The organism is Bradyrhizobium sp. OAE829, assembly GCF_040546575.1.
Lineage (GTDB): Bacteria > Pseudomonadota > Alphaproteobacteria > Rhizobiales > Xanthobacteraceae > Bradyrhizobium.
The window spans coordinates 6,258,765-6,277,204 of sequence record NZ_JBEPOE010000001.1 but is presented as its reverse complement, the minus strand read 5'-3'; the positions used below and the strand labels follow the sequence as shown (position 1 = coordinate 6,277,204).

Genomic DNA, 18,440 nt, shown 5'->3' with positions numbered 1-18,440 from the left:
CTCCGGCTGTTATTGGGCGCGCATTTCGGCCGCGGTGTCCATGACAGCGCGAACGATCTTGTCATAACCGGTGCACCGGCAGAGATTGCCGGCGAGCCAGAAGCGAACCTCTTCCTCGCTCGGCTTCGGATTCCGCTTCAGCAGCGCGTCCGATGCCACCAGCATGCCCGAGGTGCAGATGCCGCACTGAAGCGCGGCCATTTCCAGAAACTTCTGCTGCAGCGGATGCAGCTTTTCGCCCTGGGCCATGCCTTCGATGGTACGGAGTTCGTGGCCTTCGGATTCGACCGCGAGCATCAGGCAGGAACAGATGAGGTTGTCGTCGACCGTGATGCTGCACGCGCCGCAATCGCCGGAGGCGCAGCCTTCCTTGGAGCCGGTGAGCCCGAGCGGCCCGCGCAGCGCATCGAGCATGGTGTCGTTCGGCTCGCAGAGAAACTCTGACGGTTCGCCATTAATCGTGGTGGTGACGTGGACCTTGGCCATGAAGCTTAATTCCCTTTGGCGCGTTGGGCGGCAATCGCGGTGGTGCGCTTGAGCAGCACACCGGCCACTTTGGTGCGGTAAGCGATCGTGCCGCGCTTGTCGTCGATCGGACGGCAGGCGGCGGAACAGGCGGCGGCGGCGGCATTGAGCGCGGCTTCGTCGAGCTTGCTGCCGATCAGGGCTTTGGCGGCCGCTTCAACCAGCAGTACGGTCGGCGCGACAGCTCCGAGGCCGACGCGGGCGGCGGTGCAGACGCCGTCCTTCAGCGTCAGGCTGACGCCGAGGCCGACCACAGCGATGTCCATTTCGGTGCGCGGGATCATGCGCAAATACGCGTCGCTCGAGCCTTTCGGCCGCGGCGGCAGCGTGAAGCTGACGAGGATTTCGCCGGGCTTGAAATTGGTGCGGCCGGGACCGGCCGGCACCTGTTCCACTGGCATTTCGCGGCGGCCGTCCGGCCCTTGCACCGTGACGATGGCACCGGCCGCGACCATGGCCGGCACGCTGTCGCCGGCCGGCGAGCCGTTGCAGAGATTACCGCCGGCGGACGCCCGCCCCTGGACCTGCTTGGAGCCGATCAGGTTGACGGCTTCCAGCACGCCGGGCCAGACCTTGCCGAAACTGACATGATCATGCAGCGCCATGCCGGAAACGGCGGCGCCGACGCGAAACCCGCCATCGGCGGTTTGCTCGATTTCCGTCATCTCGGCGATTTTCTTGATGTCGACGATCAGGCCCGGCTTCACGACGCCGGCGCGCATTTGCACCAGAAGATCGGTACCGCCGGCCAGGATGCGCCCTGCACTTCCGGCCGCGGCGAACGCCTTGATCGCTTCATCAAGCGAATTGGGCGCCAAATATCGGAGTTCCGTCATGGTTGTCCGTCATCTCCCCTTTTCTGCCCGCCCCATTTGGACGTCGGCCTATGTGGCCGGCAGTTGCGGTAGCCTACACGGGCGATGCGGGTTGGAACAGCCTCCGGGCTGCGGTTCTGGCGGCAGGCTCCTATGCAGGAAGCGGGCTTGTTCTCACATCGTCGGACACCGGCTTGCGCCGTTTGGCCGGGGATTGGTGGAGGTGGCGACGGATTACGCTTGCACTGATGCGGCCCACAGGCTGTACAAATTGCAGTCCCTCCCACGCGAGCCGGTGAACTTGATGCCGACCCTTCCGATCAGAATGCACGTTGCGGTCACAATTTTTGCAGCCCTCGCCGTTTCCTCTGCCGCATTGTCACAGCCGGCCCCGGCTCCCGCGCGCCCCGCGCCCGCCAGACCCGCCGTTGCGCCTCAGCCCAGGCCGGCCGCGGTGCCCAGGCCCGCTGCGGTACCCGGTGAGCAGCCGGCCGCGCGACCCGTCGCCGCGGCTCCGCGCGGCGGTGCGGCGTGCCACAACGGCATGAGTTTCGATCGCTTTCTCACTGAGCTGAATCAGAAGGCGGTGGCGGAAGGCGTCTCGCAGCGCGCGATGGCGGAAGCCGCCCCTTACCTTGTCTACGACCAGAGCATCGTCAACCGCGACCGCGGCCAGCGCGTGTTCGGCCAGGTGTTCACCGAATTCTCACGGAACAGAGCGTCCGACGGCGCGGCGAAAAATGCGCAGGCGCGAATCCGGATGCATCAGGCCGCGTTCAACCGCGCCGAGAAGGAGTACGGCGTGCCGCCGGCCGTGATCGCCGCGTTCTGGGGGCTGGAGAGCAGCTTTGGCGCCGAGCTCGGCAAGCTGCATACGCTCCCCTCGCTGGTGTCGCTGGCCTATGACTGCCGCCGCTCGGAGATGTTCCAGAAGGAAACCATCGCCGCGCTGAAGATCGTCGATCGCGGCGACCTCACGGCAAGCGAGATGATCGGATCGTGGGCCGGCGAACTCGGCCAGACGCAATTTTTGCCGACGCATTATTTCAACTATGCGGTCGACTACGACGGCGACGGCCATCGCAATCTCCTGAGCAGCGCGCCCGACGTGATCGGCTCGACCGCGAACTACATCGCCAACGGATTGAAATGGCGGCGCGGCGAGCCGTGGCTGCAGGAAGTGCGCGTGCCGCAAAACCTGCCCTGGGATCAGGCCGATCTAACCATCAAACTGCCGCGCTCGAAATGGGCGCAGCTCGGCGTCACCTTTGCCGACGGCAAACCGTTGCCGAACGACGATCTGCCGGCGTCGATGCTGTTGCCGATGGGCCGCACCGGTCCGGCGTTCCTGGCCTACGCGAATTTCGCGGCCTATACCGAATGGAACAACTCGCTGATCTATTCGACCACCGCCGGCTATCTCGCGGCCCGCATCGCGGGTGCCGCACCGATGCGCCAGCCCAGCGCGCCGGTGGCGCAACTACCGCTCAACGAGCTCAAGGAATTGCAGCAGCTTTTGGTGCGCGCCGGTTTCAACGTCGGCAAGGTCGACGGCATCATGGGACAGCTCAGCCGCACCGCCGTGAAGACGATGCAGATCAAATACGGTCTGCCGGCGGATTCCTGGCCGACCGCGGAGTTACTGGCGCGGATGCGCGGCACGCGTGCGGAGCCGGCGGCAGCGGTGATGCCGCAGGCGCGATAGGACGTCGTAGCCCGGATGGAGCGTAGCGAAATCCGGGAAGGCTGGTGATGTAGATCCCCGGATTGCGCTGCGCTCCATCCGGGCTACGGCTCCGGCGCCGGAAATATTTGACTACTTCCCCCACCTTCCCGGCGTTGCAATCTCCTCTCCCCCGCCCCACCTGCAGCACGCAGTCTCTGCATGCGATAAAATTCCACACAACGAAAAGAGCATCTCATGTCTTTCTACGACGCCACCGTTCCGGCCTATCTGCAAATTCTCAACAGCCTCTCCGGCTTGCTTTCCAAGGCAGAAGCGCATTGCGAGGTGAAGAAGATCCAGCCCGAGGTGCTGTTAGGTTCGCGCCTCTATCCGGACATGCTGCCGCTCTCCAAGCAGATTCAGCTTGCCACCGATTTTGCGGTCAGGGGCTGCGCCCGCGTCACCCATAGCGAAGTGCCGTCGACACCCGATACCGAAAAGACGTTTGAGGAATTGCGCCAGCGGCTCGCCAGGACCGTCGACTACGTCAAGTCGTTCAAATCAGAGCAGTTCGAGGGCGCCGACACCAAAGACGTCACCTTTCCGATGGGGCCGGACAAGACCATGACGCTGAAGGGTCAGCAGTTCATCTCGAACTTCTCTCTCCCCCAATTCTACTTCCATGCCGCCATCGCCCACGGCATCCTGCGCCACAATGGCGTCGAGGTCGGCAAGCGCGATTATATGGGCGCGAATTGACCGTTAGGTCATCCCGGGGCAGTCCGCAGGACTGAACCCGGGATCTCGAGATTCCGGGTTCGCGCTTCGCGCGCCCCGGAATGACTCGAATTGGTTTCGCCTAGCCGACGCCTTAGCCTCACAGGCAATGCCGTGCTAGTGCTCCCTTCAGCAAGAACAAAATGCTGAAGGGAGACTGCCGATGTCCACCACCACGCAAGCACCAAAGCAACTCGATCCCGCCGCTTCGCTCCACGCCGAAACGCTCGGGCTCGCTCCGGGTCGCGGCCGCCTGCAGGGCCGCCGCATCATCGTGGTCGGGGCCGGCCAGCGCAACATCGTCGACGAGGAGCCGCCTGTTGGTAACGGCCGCGCGATGTCGGTATTGTTCGCGCGCGAGGGCGCGCATGTCGCCTGCATCGACATCAACAAGGAAGCCGCCGATGACACGGTCAGGCAGATCACCAGCGAAGGCGGCAGGGCGTTTACCGACGTCGTCGACGTCTCCGACGCATCAGCGATTGGGCCGGCGATCGCGCGCTGCGCCAGGCAACTCGGCGGCCTCGACGGGCTGGCGCTGAATGTCGGCATTTCCTGCGGGCTGTCGCTGCCGAAGATGACGGCGGAAGCCTGGGACAGGGATTATGCCGTCAACGTGCGCAGCCACATGCTGTTCGCGCAAGCGGCGCTCGACGTGATGTCGCCGGGTGGCGCGATCACGCTGACCTCGTCGATGGCGAGCCAGCGCGCCAATGGCCGCAACCCGGCCTATGAATCCTCCAAGGCCGCCCAGATCGCGCTCGGCCGCGCCATCGCGCGCGCCGGCGAAGAAAAAGGCATTCGCTGCAATGTGATCGCGCCCGGCTTCATCGATTCCCCGATGGGCCGCGATGCCAGCCGCAGGCGCGCCGACCGCGCGCTGACGGTGCCGTTCGGCCGCCAGGGCACCGGCTGGGAGGTCGCCTATGCTGCGCTGTTCCTGATTTCGAATGAATCATCCTACGTCAACGCCCACACCCTGTTCCTCGACGCAGGTCATATGGCCGGGATTGTGCGGGCCTAGCCTGCAGCAACCGAATGGCTTCCGAGTACCTTTGGGCATTGCGCAATCCGCCGTAATGCCCAACTCTCCCCTATCATCCATCCATCGGAAATCCCTTCATGAGCCAGACCAAACTATTCGAGCCCTACAAGCTTGGCGGAATCACGCTGCCGAACCGCCTCGTCATGGCGCCGCTGACCCGCAACCGCGCGGTCCCTGGCAGCTTTGTGCCGAGCGAGCTTGCCATCGACTATTACGGCCAGCGCGCTTCCGCGGGATTGCTGATTACCGAGGCCAGCCAGATCTCGCAGCAGGGCCAGGGTTATCAGGACACGCCCGGCATCTATTCGAAGGAGCAGGTCGCGGGCTGGCGCAAGGTCACCGACCGCGTGCATGAAAACGGCGGACGCATCTTCATCCAGATCTGGCATGTCGGCCGCATCTCGCATGATTCATTGCAGCCCGGCGGCGGCAAGCCGGTGGGTCCGTCAGCGATCCGCGCCAAGGGCAAGACCTTTGTCAACGGCACCTTCACCGACATCTCCGAGCCGCGCGAACTCGAGCTGTCCGAAATTCCAGGGATCATCGAAGACTTCAAGCGCGGCACCGAGAATGCGCTCGCCGCCGGTTTTGACGGCATCGAAATCCACGGCGCCAATGGTTATCTGCTCGACCAGTTCGCCAAGGACGGCACCAACAAGCGTACCGATGCCTATGGTGGTTCAATCGAGAACCGCGCCAAATTGATGCTGGAAGTATCGAAGGCGGTGGCCGCGGTCGCCGGCCCGGAGCGCACCGGAATCCGCATCTCGCCGGTGACGCCGGCCAATGATGTGTCAGATTCAAATGCGCAACCGCTGTTCGACCACATCGTCGATGGGCTCAACGCGCTGAAGCTGACCTACATCCACGTCGTCGAGGGCGCGACCGGCGGGCCGCGCGATCACGCGCCGTTCGACTACGGCTCGTTGCGCAAGCGCTTCAAGCAGGCCTATGTCGCCAACAACGGCTACGATTTCGATCTGGCGACAAAGCAACTCGATGCCAACGCGGCCGACCTGATCGCATTTGGAAAACCGTTCATCTCCAACCCCGACCTGGTCGAACGGCTGAAGAAGGGCGCACCGCTGAACGCGTTCGACAAGGCGACGTTCTACGGCGGCGGCGCCAAGGGATATACGGACTATCCGACGCTCGGCGCGAAGCAGGCGGCGGAGTAGGTTTCTGTCATTCCGGGATGGTCCGAAGGACCAGACCCGGAATCCATCAGGCGGCATCGCTCGTATTGCCATGGATTCCGGGCTCGCGCTGCGCGCGCCCCGGAATGACGGAGAGTTTCATCGACGAAACGAAAAAAGGCCGGGATCGCTCCCGGCCTGTAGTTTTTGCATCACTCGTAATCGCGAGGCTTACTTCGCTTCTGCCCGCTTCGGCGGCGTTGCCGGCCACGACTTCACCAGTGTGTCGTAGTCGACGGTTTCACCCTTCGGCTTCTCGTTCGCCAGCTTGCGCTGCGGAGCGACGTTGCCGTCCTTCTCCGACTTGGCGAACCAGAATTCGGCGGTCTCCTTCTTGTTCAGCTTCGGTCCGCAGGCGCCCTGCACGTTGGATTTCTCCAGACGCTCGAGCACGGAGTCCTGGGCTGCCGCCAGGGCGTCCATCGCGGCTTGCGGCGTCTTCGCACCGGACGACGCATCGCCGATGTTCTGCCACCACAATTGCGCGAGCTTCGGATAGTCAGGCACGTTGTTGCCGGTCGGGGTCCACTGCACGCGCGCGGGCGAACGGTAGAACTCGATCAGGCCGCCGAGCTTCGGCGCGCGCTCGGTGAACGACTTGTCCCAGATGTCGGATTCACGAATGAACGTGAGACCGACATGGCTCTTCTTCAGGCTCACCGTCTTGGAGGTGATGAACTGCAGATAGAGCCAGGCCGCCTTGCGGCGGTCCGCCGGGGTCGACTTCAGGAGCGTCGCGGAGCCGGCGTCCTGGTAGCCGAGCTTCATGCCTTCCTTCCAGTACGAGCCGTGCGGCGACGGCGCCATACGCCACTTCGGCGAACCGTCGGCGTTCACGACGGCAATACCGGGCTTCACCATGTCGGCGGTGAAGGCGGTGTACCAGAAGATCTGCTGGGCGATGTTGCCTTGCGCCGGTACCGGTCCAGCTTCGCCGAAGGTCATGCCTTGCGCCTGCGGCGGGGCATACTTCTTCATCCAGTCGAGATATTTGGCGATCGAATAGACCGCCGCCGGTCCGTTGGTGTCACCGCCGCGCTCGACGGATGAACCCACCGGACGGCAGCCTTCCATACGGATGCCCCATTCGTCGACCGGCTTGCCGTTCGGGATGCCCTTGTCGCCGTTGCCGGCCATCGACAGCCAGGCATCGGTGAACCGCCAGCCGAGCGAGGGATCCTTCTTGCCGTAGTCCATGTGACCATAGACCTTGGCGCCGTTGATCTCCTTGATGTCGTTGGTGAAGAACTCGGCGATGTCTTCATAGGCCGACCAGTTCACGGGAACGCCGAGATCGTAGCCATATTTGGCCTTGAACTTGGCCTTGTAGTCCGGATTGGAGAACCAGTCGTAGCGGAACCAATAGAGGTTCGCGAACTGCTGGACGGGCAGCTGATAGAGCTTGCCGTCCGGCCCCGTCGTGAAGGATTTTCCGATGAAGTCGTTGACGTCGAGCCCGGGGTTGGTGACGTCCTTGCCTTCGCCGGTCATGTAATCCGACAGCACGACCGTCTGGTTGTAGCGGAAGTGGGTGCCGATCAAGTCCGAGTCGTTGATCCAGCCGTCATAGACATTCTTGCCGGACTGCATCTGGGTCTGCAGCTTTTCGACCACGTCACCTTCCTGGATCAAATCGTGTTTGAGCTTGATGCCGGTGATCTCGGTGAAGGCCTTCGCCAGGGTCTTGGATTCATATTCATGCGTGGTGATGGTTTCCGACACCACGTTGATTTCCATCCCCTTGAAGGGCTGGGCCGCCTTTTCGAACCACTGCAGTTCCTTCAGCTGGTCGGCCTTCGACAGCGTCGAGGGCTGGAATTCGCTGTCGATCCAGCGCTGATTGACCGCATCGTCCGCACGCGCAGGTGCTGCGATCGTCATCGAAGCTGCGATCAGCGCAACCGCGCTGGTCATCGTCAGAAAGCGCTCCTTGGTCAATGGGCCGTTCCTTCCTCTAAAACGTCGCATGTTGAGTCCTCCGGTTGCAGCGACAAACAATTTTCAGGCCCGGGTTGATCCCGGATCTGTCTTTTTTCGCTTCATCAGACGGTGCGGAAAACCACCACGGCCGAAACAAGCGAAATCACGGTAGCGAGCCACAGGCTCGATATTTCAACGCCCTCTCCGATCGGCAGCGTCGCGATCGCATCGATGCCGACAAAGGCGATCCACAACAGGTGGATGACCGCGGCGAGCACCAGCGAGATGAACAGCCGGTCGCCGCGCGTGGTCGGAATGCGCAGCACGCCGACGCGCTCGGCCTCGGGATACGCCGCCGCAAGCCACGTCATGACACCCAGCGTCAGCGACAGCATCACGAAGAAGATCGCGGTCGGAAGCGTCCAGGCCATCCATGCGATGTGTTCCATGATGCGTTAGTCCTCATGCCTGCGCATGATCTTGTCCGAAAACCGGTGTCCACTTTTCGGGATCATGCGCTACACCCGTCCGAGCGCGAAACCGCGCGCGATGTAGTTGCGGACGAACCAGATCACCAGCGCGCCGGGGATGATGGTGAGCACGCCGGCCGCAGCCAACAGGCCCCAATCCATGCCGGCGGCCGAGACCGTTCGGGTCATGATCGCCGAGATCGGTTTTGCGTTCACCGACGTCAGCGTGCGTGCCAGCAGCAGTTCGACCCAGGAGAACATGAAGCAGAAGAACGCCGCCACGCCGATGCCGCTCGCGATCAAGGGCACCAGGATCTTGATGAAGAAGCGCGGGAACGAATAACCGTCGAGGAACGCCGTCTCGTCGATCTCGCGTGGCACGCCCGAGACAAAACCTTCGAGGATCCAGACCGCGAGCGGGACGTTGAAGATGCAATGCGCCAGCGCCACCGCCCACGGTGTATCGAACAAATTGATCGCCGAATAGAGATTGAAGAACGGCAGCGCATAGACCGCCGCCGGCGCCATGCGGTTCGACAGCAGCCAGAAGAACAGATGCTTGTCGCCGAGAAAACGGTAGCGCGAAAAGCCGTAGGCCGCGGGCAGCGCCACCGCAATCGAGATCACAGTGTTGATCAGGACATAGGTCAGCGAGTTGATGTAGCCGGAATACCAGCTCTCGTCGATGAAGATGCGCTTGTAGTTTTCCAGCGTCGGCTGGTGCGGCCACAGCGTCATGGTGGAGACGATCTCGGCATTGGTCTTGAAGCTCATGTTGACGAGCCAGTAGATCGGCAACAGCAGGAAGATCAGGAAGGTGATGAGGATGACGCGGCGTCCGGGAATCGAATGCATCATTCAGCTCCCTGTTTGACCGGGCGCTCGGCCCCGGCGTTTGTCATCACGGTATAGAACACCCAGCACACGATCAGGATGATGAGGTTGTAGACCAGCGAGAGCGCCGCGGCCTTGCCGAGGTCGAACTGGCCGAGCGCGATCTTGACCAGTTCGATCGAGACGAAGGTGGTCGAATTGCCGGGGCCGCCGCCGGTCACCACGAACGGCTCGGTGTAGATCATGAAACTGTCCATGAAGCGAAGCAGCACCGCGATCAGCAGCACGCGGTTCATTTTCGGCAACTGGATCGCCGTGAACACCGCCCAGCGCGAGGCGCCGTCGATCTGCGCCGCCTGGTAATAGGCGTCGGGGATCGACTTCAGTCCGGCGTAGCACAACAGCGCGACCAGGCTGGTCCAGTGCCAGACATCCATCACGATGACGGTGGCCCAGGCGTCGAACTCGTTGGAGACGTAGTTGTAGTTGATGCCCAGGCTGTTCAGCGTGTAGCCGAGCAGGCCGATGTCGGGCCGCCCGAAGATCTGCCAGATGGTGCCGACCACGTTCCACGGAATCAAAAGCGGCAGCGCCAGGATCACGAGGCAGGCAGCGACGCTCCAGCCGTCGCGCGGCATCGACAGCGCGACCACGATCCCGAGCGGCACCTCGATCGCGAGAATGATGGCCGAGAACAGCAGGTTGCGGCCGAGCGACGCCAGGAAGCGTCCGCCGAGATCGGTCGATGGATCGAGCAGTTCCTTGAACCAGCCGACGCCGTTCCAGAAGAACTGGTTGTTGCCGAAGGTGTCCTGCATCGAATAGTTCACCACCGTCATCAGCGGCAGGATCGCGGAGAACGCGACCACCAGAAACACCGGCAGCACCAGGAACCAGGCTTTTTGGTTGATCGTCTTGTCCATCAGGCGGTCCCCTCGACCAGACGGCTGTCGGCATAGACGTGAACATGCGACGGATTGAAAACCAGTCCGGCGGTTTCGCCGGAGACTGAAAACCCCGGCGGCACGCGCGCGGCGAACTTGGCGTCGCCGATCCGCACGCGCGCGAAACGGACGCGGCCGAGATCGTCGATGCGCTCGATATTGGCGGACAGCAATCCCGGCGCGGGCGCGGCGACGTCGACGAACTCCGGACGCACGCCAACTTCGATCTTCGCGCCCGGCGGCAGCGTGTCATAGCTGCGGTTCAGCGCGATCGGGTGGCCGCTGATCCGGGCCTCGCGGCCCCTCACCTCGGCCGGCACGATGTTCATGCCGGGCGAGCCGATAAAGTAACCGACGAAGGTATGCGCGGGCTTGTCGAACAGTTCGGCCGGCGTGCCGCTCTGCACCACCCTGCCGTCATGCATCACCACCACCGTATCGGCAAAGGTCAGCGCCTCGGTCTGGTCATGGGTGACGTAGATCATCGTGAGATCGAGGTCGCGATGCAGCGCCTTGAGTTTGGAGCGCAACTGCCACTTCAATTCGGGATCGATCACCGTCAGCGGCTCGTCGAACAGTATCGCGGCGACGTCTGATCGCACCAGGCCGCGGCCGAGCGAGATCTTCTGCTTGGCGTCCGCCGTCAGCCGCGTTGCCTTGCGATCGAGATGCGGCGTGAGGTCGAGCAGGTCGGCGATCTGCTTCACGCGCGCGTCGATTTCGGCTTTCGGGACGCCGCGGTTCTTCAAGGGAAATGCGAGGTTCTGCCCGACCGTCATGGTGTCGTAGATCACCGGAAACTGGAACACCTGCGCGATATTGCGCTTCTGGGTTGACAGCGGTGTGATATCGGCGCCGTCGAACAGTATCTGGCCGCGCGACGGCGTCACGATCCCGGAAATCAGGTTGAGCAGCGTGGTCTTGCCGCAGCCGGACGGCCCGAGCAGCGCATAGGCGCCGCCCTGCCGCCAGGTCATCGTCACCGGCTTCAGCGCAAATGATTCGGGCGCGGCGTCATTGCCGCCGTAGGAATGCGCGAGATCGACGAGGTCAATGCGGGCCATGCGGCATCTCCCTCACGCGTTGTCTTGGCTGGGCGCCGCGACCAGACGGTCAGCCGCGTCGAACACGAAAAGATTGTCGGGATCGAGCACGGCGTCGAGCACGTGGCCCGGCTCGAACTCGTGGACGCCCTGCAGCACCGCGACCCAGTTCGACGCGTCGCGGTTGAGATGCACGAAGCTTTCCGAGCCGGTGATTTCGGTCACGGTGACGGTGGCCTGAAACGCGTGGCGCCCGGCGATGCCATTGGCGACTTCAAGCTGATGGGCGCGGAAGCCGACGCGATAGGGCCCATCGGCAAGCGAGGCATAAAGCCCGCTGGCCGGCGCCTGGATGCCGCCGGCATATTGCACCGTGCCGTTCTTCTTTTCGATCCCGACAATATTGAGCGGCGGATCGGAAAACACCTGCGCCACGCGCAGCGTATCGGGATGCCGGTATACCTTTGGGGTGTCGCCGGCCTGCAGCACCTGGCCTTCCCACATGCAGACGGTTCGGCCGCCGAGCAGCAGGGCTTCGGAAGGCTCGGTGGTCGCATAGACGAAGATCGCGCCCGACGCCTCGAAGATGCGCGGCAGTTCGGTGCGCAACTCCTCGCGCAGCTTGTAGTCGAGATTGGCGAGCGGCTCGTCGAGCAACACCAGATCCGCGCCCTTGACCAGCGCGCGTGCAATCGCAGTGCGCTGCTGCTGGCCACCGGAGAGTTGCAGCGGCGTGCGGTGCAGATACGGCTCGAGCTTGAGCAGGCGCGACGCCTCCTGCACGCGCTTCTCGATTTCCGCGCGCGGCTTGCCCTGCACCCGCAAGGGCGAGGCGATATTCTCATAGACCGTCAGCGAGGGATAATTGATGAACTGCTGATAGACCATCGCTACCGAACGCTTGCGCACGTCGAAGCCGGTAACATCGTTGCCGTCGACCAGCACGCGGCCTGATGCCGGCTTGTCGAGCCCGGCGAGCAGCCGCATGATCGAGGTCTTGCCGGAAAGCGTCGGCCCGAGCAGTACACTCAGCGTGCCGCGCTCAAGCGTCAACGACACATCGCGGATGGTCGCGATGCCGTCGACGGTTCGCGTGACGTGTTCGAGCGTGACGCTCATGTCCGTCCTCCCGCTTCACGCAGGGGTCGTTCACCGGACGTGCGATGGGCGGCCATCCATTCGTCGAGGACGGCGATTTCGCCCGCGGACAGCCGCAATCCGAGCTTGGAGCGGCGCCACGCGACGTCTTCGGCGGTGCAGGCCCATTCGGCCGACATCAGGTACCTGACTTCCCTCTCCGTCAAGGTCGCGCCAAAGGACTGGCCGAGATCGGCCGCCGATTTCGCGTTGCCAAGCACCTTGCTGGCGCGGGTGCCATAGGCATGCGCCAACCGCTTTGCATGTGCGGGAACGAGGAACGGATAGTCGCGCGTCAGTTCCGCGGTCAGCGCCGCGATTGCGGAAACATCCATGTCGCCGCCGGGCAGCGCGGCCTTGCCGGTCCAGCCTTCCTTCTTTGAACTGCGCAAGTAGGGCGCCAGCCGTTCCAGCGCTTCTTCGGCCAGCCGCCGATAGGTCGTGATCTTGCCGCCATAGATCGACAGCAGCGGCGCGCCGCCCGGCGTATCGAGTTCGAACACGTAATCGCGGGTCGCGGCCTTGGCTTCGCTGGCGCCGTCGTCATAGAGCGGACGAACGCCCGAATAAGTCCAGACCACGTCCTCCGGCTTTACCGGTTTGGCGAGGTATTCGCTGGCGGACGCGCAGAGATAGGCGATCTCTTCGGTGGAGGCTTTCACCTTGGCCGGGTCGCCGTCGTAATCGCGATCCGTGGTGCCGATCAGCGTGAAATCATCCTGATAGGGGATGACGAAGATGATGCGGCCGTCGGCGTTCTGGAAAATGTAGGCGCGGTCGTGGTCGTAGAGCTTGCGCACCACGATGTGCGAGCCCTGCACCAGGCGAACCTTTGCGCGCGCGTTGACGCCCGATCCCGACGACAGCACCTGTTCGACCCAGGGGCCGCCGGCATTGACCAGCGCGCGCGCCTGGATCGTGGTGCGCGTGCCGCTTGACGTATCCTCGACGGTGAGCTGCCAGATGCCGTCGACCTGCCTGATCTCGACCGCCCGCGTGCGCGTGTGGATCTCGGCGCCACGATCGGCCGCGTCCCGCGCGGTGAGCACGACCAGGCGCGCGTCATCGACAAAGCAGTCGGAATACTCAAAGCCTTTGGTGTAGCGGTTGGCGATCAAGGGTTTTCCGACCTCGTCATGCGCGAGATCGACCGAACGTGTCGGCGGCAGCAGATGACGGCCGCCGATGTGGTCGTACAGGAACAACCCTAGCCTCAGCAGCCATGCCGGCCGCAACCCCGAATGGTGCGGCAAAACGAAACGCAGCGGGCGGATAATGTGGGGCGCTATCTGCCAGAGGATTTCGCGTTCGATCAACGCCTCGCGGACCAAACGAAACTCGTAATATTCGAGATAGCGCAGGCCGCCGTGCACCAGCTTGGTCGACCAGGACGACGTCCCGCTCGCCAAATCATTCATTTCACAAAGGAAAACGGAATTTCCCCGGCCCACCGCATCGCGCGCGATGCCGCAGCCGTTGATGCCGCCTCCGATGATGGCGAGGTCGAAAATCCGATCCAACAGACGCTTCCCCGGGCGATCGCCTCTTCACTTCGGCGATTTAACTTTCGGATCGGAGTTAATCACAAAGAAAAACGAAAGCAAATCGAAAATGGGGAACCAGCCGGTTTTCTCTACGGCGCAAATCGACCGGAGCTGTCAGTTCCGTCGACGCGGCAGCGGGCCTCCGCTCACGACGTACACGCCGGCGGAGATGCCAGCGATGGCGATCCAGTCCATTGCCGTCGGCCACTCACCCAGAATTGGAATGGCCATGACGGCCGTCAGCGCCGGCGACAGCGCTGCGAACGCGGCACCGCTGGACGCGCCAAGGATGCTGACCGCCCGTCCGTAGAAAACCAGCGAAACGATCGCCGTCAGAAGCCCCTGCACGATGGCCTGAAGCGCCAGGTCTTCCCAAGGCGCCTTGGCGAGACTGGCACCCTCCACGGCGCAATAGACGGGTATGTAGATAAACAGAGCGCCGACCGCGGCGATAGCGGCCGCATGCAGACCATCGAGCCGCGCGCGACGCATCGCGACCGTGTAGCAGGCCCATGCCACGGCAGAGCCGAGAAACAGCGCGTGCCCGATCGTCTGTCCGGAGCCGACTGCGCCGCCAGCGTTCCAGGCGATGGCGAAGACGCCGAGCAGGATCAGCACGAAGCCAAGTTTCTTCGCATCGGTGAACGGCTCATGCAGGATGGCCGCAGCCAGCAGCGCCACCGCCAGCGGCATGACGCCGGGAAACAGTGCGCCCGCATGCGCCGCTGGCGCGAACAACAGGCCGGCATTCGCCAACAGGACCGGAGCGCCGCCGCCAATCACGATCGCCGCCAGCCCGATCCAGCCGAGCCGCTCGAACGCGAGCCCCCGTCGCATCACATAGGGCAGCAGAAGCAAACCGGCCACACCAAAGCGAAGCGCAGCGATGTCCCATGGCGTCAGGCTGGTCCGCAATCCGAGGCGCGCGACCACGATCCAACCGGACCAGATGCTGACGGCGGCAAGGCCGTAGAGGGCGCCGCGGAGATACTGCGCGGCAGTGCGGCCATCGACGGTGAGATCAGTCATCATCGCCCTCCTCCGACCGCAATGGACAGCATAACCCTTTTACTATACTTTACAGGTTATGATGGCGCGCAACGTGAGGCAAGCAGGATGAGCGGCCGCGCCAATCCGTTCGAATGGAGCGGCGGCCATCCGGCGCTGGATCTCGTGAACACCCTGGATGAGCGGCCCTCGACCGTGCCGATCGAGAACCTGGCAACGTATCGTGACCTGACACAGTTCGCTGCGCTGGCGGGCCTGATCGACGATCGGACGGCCGCACGCCTGAAGCAGATAGGAAACAGCGGCTCGCATATTGCGAAACGCGCGCGCAGGCTTCGTGAACACCTTCACGATGTCCTCGCTGCCGCACACGCGCGACGGCCGGTGCGGCAGTCCGATCTCGACGCGCTGTCTGCTGCGATCCAGGCGGCACATGCGGCCCGAACGCTGGTCGCATCGCCCTCACCCGGGTTGGCCGACCGCCGCTGGTCGCCTGCGCTGGCGCGTGAAATCCCACTGCATGCCTGTGCGCTCGCGATCGAGCGTCTGCTCGTTGACGAGGAGCGCAAGAGAATCCGCAAATGCGGAGCCTTCGACTGCGACGTCTATTATCTCGACACCAGCAAGGGCCAGCGCCGGCAATGGTGCAGCATGATCGGCTGCGGCAATCGCGAGAAGCAGCGGCGATGGCGCTGCGCGACGCACTAGAAAGACTTCAACCCGCAGCCACCGCCTCGATCTCAAGCAGCCACGCCTCGTCGAAGATTCCGGCGATGACGACGGTCAGCGCGGTTTCCCGGCTGCCAAGCACCTCGCTTCGCACCGCGCGATTGAGCATGGTGTAGCGCCGGTCCGCGAGGTAGGTCCGGTGCATGACCAGATTGTCGAGCGTCATGCCGGCTGCCTTGAGCTGCGCCTCGACATTGCTCCAGGCGAGCCTGCACTGCGCTTCAAAACCCTCGGGCACCGTACCGTCAGCCGCGGCCGGGATTTGGCCGCTCACAAAAAGCATCCTTGTATGACCAGCCACCTCAAGCGCCTGGCTGTAACCGGTCGTCGGCACGAGTGCCGCTTCGGAATTGATGCGTCGGATCTGCATTACGGTTCTCCTTTTTCCTGAGAGAACCTCGTGCACCGGTCGATCCAGCACAAACCATTTTTCCTGCACTGCTGGCTTAGATTTTCTATTCCAAGTCAGAATTCTCATGAATAGGCCCCGGACGATGCCGGGGCCTATTCATGCTGGAACGAAGTGAGGGTCGGTACTTTCCGCGTCTAGCGCAGCCGCGTGACGGTCAATGCCGTCTCAGCCACCGGCTCATCGATATCGGGGGCCGGCTTGTCCATCGCCTCGACCACGTCGATGCCGCGGGTGTGGCAGATGTTGGCGAGACCTGCGGGAAGCGCGGCGTCGGTCACGAAGGTCTGGATCTGGCTGAGATGGGCGATGCGCACCGGCGCGCTGCGCCTGAGCTTGGTCGAGTCGGCGACCAGCATTACGCTGCGCGCATTCGCGATGATCGCCTGCGCGGCCTGCACTTCGCGGTAGTCGAAATCCAGGAGCGCGCCCTCCTCGTCGATCGCGGAGGCGCCGATGATGGCGTAGTCGACCTTGAACTGGCCGATCAGGCTGATCGCGGTCGAGCCGATCACCGCCCCGTCGGCGCGGCGCACCGCGCCGCCCGCCACGATCACCTCGATGCGCGGATGGCGATACAGCAGCATCGCGACGTTGAGGTTGTTGGTGATGACGAGCAGGTCCTCATGCGAGGTCAGCGCGCTGGCGACTTCTTCGGTCGTGGTGCCGATATTGATGAACAGCGAGCAGCCGTTCGGAATCCGCGAGGCGGCGGCAATGCCGATCGCCCGCTTCTCCTCGGCGGCGACGAAGCGGCGCGCTTCATAGGCGAGGTTCTCGACGCCGGAGGCGATGATGGCGCCGCCATGGATCCGCGTCAGCGAGCGCTGGTCGCAGAGATCGTTGAGGTCCTTGCGGATGGTCTGAGCCGAAACCTCGAAACGCTTGGCGAGATCCTCCACCATCACCCGGCCGAAGGCGCGGGCGATGTTGAGAATTTCAGTCTGGCGGTTGGACAGTCCGGCCACGGGTGGCACCTCAGGGAAAAAGTTTCTTATCGTGCGGTGGTTTGTGGTTCCGGTCAACGCGGCCGAAACCGGATGCGCCCGAACATCATGGTTAACCATCTGTTAAAAAGGCCGCGCGCGAGAGGCATGATAAGCCCATTTGCATCGCGCCAGCCGCATTTTACCGGTGCGATTTTGCCGTTCTTAACGGTTTTGTGATTGCATTGCCGTCGCTGGCTCGGGAAATGGGCCAGATATCGGAAAATCGCTGCAAATGCGGGTCGATCGGATCTGGGAATTCCTCCAGCGGTTGAGCCCGCTGACGCGTAGCTGCCTGCTCACCGAGCTGGAGCGGCTGGAGGCGTGCGGCGTCGACATGCCGGGCACCGCGGACCTGCAGGCCAGGCTGCGGGCCGAACTGCGCCCGGACGGACCTAACGAAGCTCCAACGCCGTCTAAATACTTCTTCGCGCCGCTGGCGGCGCTGGTCGTCGCCGGTGCGCCGGAGCATGCCAATACGGGCCGGATTGCGCGGAGTTCACTCGTTCCGATCTGGGAATGGATCAACCGCGATCTGCTGCCGATCATGGCCCGCGACTACGAAGACCAGATGAAGGGGTTTATCGCTTCCAACCGGCCGCGCGACGCGCAGCAGGCGGCATCGATCTTCCAGACCAAGGTCGCAAAATCGCTGGAGGGAAACCTGGCTTCGGCCGATGGCGCGGAGCGGGCACGCACCAAGCTTGCGGCCTACACGGCTTCGCCGTCGGTCTATAGCGACCTCGTCAAGATCATGGGCGCGCTTCGCGCACGCGAGGCGCTGGCAGGGTTCGGCAAAGCCTTGCCGGAAAAGATCCCAAAATTCAACGACGCGCAGGTCGACAAGATCACGTCGCTGCTGGATGCATTCCGGAAAAAGGATCCCGGCGCGGTGCCGTTTGCGCTGGCGCTGGTTGCTGGACGTCTCAAGACGCCCCGCGAGTTGCTCCGTCTTGCCACCAAACCCGCGCGCAGCCGGCGCGCAACCGACGTCGCAGCCACGCCCTATGCGATATCCGTCTCGATGGTGCTGGACCAGATCGACGACAAGCGCATCACCTTGCGCGTTGCCCTGAAGAAAAACCGTGTCGTCGACGCGCGCGACATCCTGGCCGACATCGACAAGACAGAAGCAGCGGTGCAGGCCGCCATCCGGGAACTTGCTGCCTCCGAGTGGGGCGCGCGGCTGCGCGACATCAGGAGCGCCATCGTGGCCGATGTGGAGACTGAAGTGAGCCGGTTTCCCGATGAAGTCGGCCACATCCTGCAACTGCGCGGCGCGCGCGGCAATGGATTGTTGTCCGGCCTGGCCTGGAAGGGCCGCGATGCGATCAGCGATAGCGCCGCATTCTGCAAGCGGCTGATCGGCCAGGGCTGAACGCGGCTCCGGCG

18 protein-coding genes are annotated in these 18,440 nt (G+C 63.4%); 6 read left to right on the top strand and 12 right to left on the bottom strand.

Features of this window, described 5'->3' with window-relative positions:
• Positions 1-9 precede the first annotated feature (9 nt).
• Positions 10-486, bottom strand: coding sequence for a (2Fe-2S)-binding protein (locus tag ABIE49_RS30240; RefSeq protein ID WP_192738509.1), 477 nt, complete (start codon positions 484-486; stop codon positions 10-12).
• Positions 487-491: 5 nt separating this feature from the next.
• Positions 492-1,361, bottom strand: coding sequence for an FAD binding domain-containing protein (locus ABIE49_RS30235; protein ID WP_192738508.1), 870 nt, complete (start codon positions 1,359-1,361; stop codon positions 492-494).
• 283 nt (positions 1,362-1,644) lie between these two features.
• On the opposite strand from ABIE49_RS30235, the gene ABIE49_RS30230 reads away from it, so the two are divergent.
• The 4 genes from ABIE49_RS30230 to ABIE49_RS30215 all read left to right on the top strand — a co-directional run bounded on the left by ABIE49_RS30230 (position 1,645) and on the right by ABIE49_RS30215 (position 6,006).
• Positions 1,645-3,045 (top strand): lytic murein transglycosylase, encoded by a 1,401-nt coding sequence (locus tag ABIE49_RS30230; RefSeq protein WP_502915937.1) that lies wholly within the window; start codon positions 1,645-1,647, stop codon positions 3,043-3,045.
• A gap of 216 nt (positions 3,046-3,261) precedes the next feature.
• Entirely contained in the window at positions 3,262-3,765 is a 504-nt protein-coding gene (locus ABIE49_RS30225; protein ID WP_192738507.1) for a DUF1993 domain-containing protein, read from the top strand.
• 181 nt (positions 3,766-3,946) lie between these two features.
• A complete protein-coding gene (locus tag ABIE49_RS30220; protein ID WP_192738506.1) occupies positions 3,947-4,807 on the top strand; it encodes an SDR family NAD(P)-dependent oxidoreductase in 861 nt (286 codons plus the stop codon).
• Between the two features lie 98 nt (positions 4,808-4,905).
• Positions 4,906-6,006 carry an alkene reductase gene (locus ABIE49_RS30215; RefSeq protein WP_192738505.1) on the top strand — a complete coding sequence of 367 codons (1,101 nt, stop codon included), beginning with the start codon at positions 4,906-4,908 and terminating at the stop codon, positions 6,004-6,006.
• Between the two features lie 189 nt (positions 6,007-6,195).
• Here the strand turns inward: ABIE49_RS30215 and ABIE49_RS30210 are convergent, their stop codons facing one another.
• The 8 genes from ABIE49_RS30210 to ABIE49_RS30175 form a co-directional block, all read right to left on the bottom strand.
• Positions 6,196-7,992, bottom strand: a complete 1,797-nt coding sequence (locus ABIE49_RS30210; RefSeq protein ID WP_192738504.1) for an ABC transporter substrate-binding protein — start codon at positions 7,990-7,992, stop codon at positions 6,196-6,198.
• 74 nt (positions 7,993-8,066) lie between these two features.
• Positions 8,067-8,393, bottom strand: coding sequence for a DUF2160 domain-containing protein (locus ABIE49_RS30205; RefSeq protein ID WP_192738503.1), 327 nt, complete (start codon positions 8,391-8,393; stop codon positions 8,067-8,069).
• A 69-nt stretch (positions 8,394-8,462) separates the two neighbouring features.
• On the bottom strand, positions 8,463-9,269 hold the full coding sequence (locus tag ABIE49_RS30200; protein ID WP_192738502.1) for a carbohydrate ABC transporter permease: 807 nt from the start codon (positions 9,267-9,269) through the stop codon (positions 8,463-8,465).
• Positions 9,269-10,171, bottom strand: coding sequence for a carbohydrate ABC transporter permease (locus tag ABIE49_RS30195; protein ID WP_192738501.1), 903 nt, complete (start codon positions 10,169-10,171; stop codon positions 9,269-9,271). The genes ABIE49_RS30200 and ABIE49_RS30195 overlap by 1 nt, the downstream gene beginning before the upstream one ends.
• Positions 10,171-11,256: an ABC transporter ATP-binding protein gene (locus tag ABIE49_RS30190; RefSeq protein ID WP_192738500.1), complete on the bottom strand. Its 1,086-nt coding sequence runs from the start codon at positions 11,254-11,256 to the stop codon at positions 10,171-10,173. The genes ABIE49_RS30195 and ABIE49_RS30190 overlap by 1 nt, the downstream gene beginning before the upstream one ends.
• Before the next feature lie 12 nt (positions 11,257-11,268).
• Complete coding sequence (locus ABIE49_RS30185; RefSeq protein ID WP_192738499.1) at positions 11,269-12,354, bottom strand: ABC transporter ATP-binding protein; 1,086 nt, start codon at positions 12,352-12,354, stop codon at positions 11,269-11,271.
• Positions 12,351-13,892 (bottom strand): glycerol-3-phosphate dehydrogenase, encoded by a 1,542-nt coding sequence (gene glpD / locus ABIE49_RS30180; RefSeq protein WP_192738498.1) that lies wholly within the window; start codon positions 13,890-13,892, stop codon positions 12,351-12,353. Before glpD ends, ABIE49_RS30185 begins: the two co-directional genes overlap by 4 nt.
• A gap of 138 nt (positions 13,893-14,030) precedes the next feature.
• A complete protein-coding gene (locus tag ABIE49_RS30175; protein WP_192738497.1) occupies positions 14,031-14,945 on the bottom strand; it encodes a DMT family transporter in 915 nt (304 codons plus the stop codon).
• Between the two features lie 87 nt (positions 14,946-15,032).
• Between ABIE49_RS30175 and ABIE49_RS30170 the strand changes: the two genes are divergently transcribed.
• Positions 15,033-15,632 (top strand): CGNR zinc finger domain-containing protein, encoded by a 600-nt coding sequence (locus ABIE49_RS30170; protein ID WP_192738496.1) that lies wholly within the window; start codon positions 15,033-15,035, stop codon positions 15,630-15,632.
• Between the two features lie 7 nt (positions 15,633-15,639).
• Here ABIE49_RS30170 and ABIE49_RS30165 read toward each other — a convergent pair whose 3' ends face one another.
• Together ABIE49_RS30165 and ABIE49_RS30160 are read right to left on the bottom strand one after the other, a co-directional pair.
• Complete coding sequence (locus ABIE49_RS30165; protein WP_192738495.1) at positions 15,640-16,023, bottom strand: RidA family protein; 384 nt, start codon at positions 16,021-16,023, stop codon at positions 15,640-15,642.
• Positions 16,024-16,199: 176 nt separating this feature from the next.
• Positions 16,200-17,030 carry a DeoR/GlpR family DNA-binding transcription regulator gene (locus ABIE49_RS30160; protein WP_192738494.1) on the bottom strand — a complete coding sequence of 277 codons (831 nt, stop codon included), beginning with the start codon at positions 17,028-17,030 and terminating at the stop codon, positions 16,200-16,202.
• A gap of 253 nt (positions 17,031-17,283) precedes the next feature.
• On the opposite strand from ABIE49_RS30160, the gene ABIE49_RS30155 reads away from it, so the two are divergent.
• Complete coding sequence (locus tag ABIE49_RS30155) at positions 17,284-18,426, top strand: hypothetical protein (RefSeq protein WP_192738493.1); 1,143 nt, start codon at positions 17,284-17,286, stop codon at positions 18,424-18,426.
• Positions 18,427-18,440 lie beyond the last annotated feature (14 nt).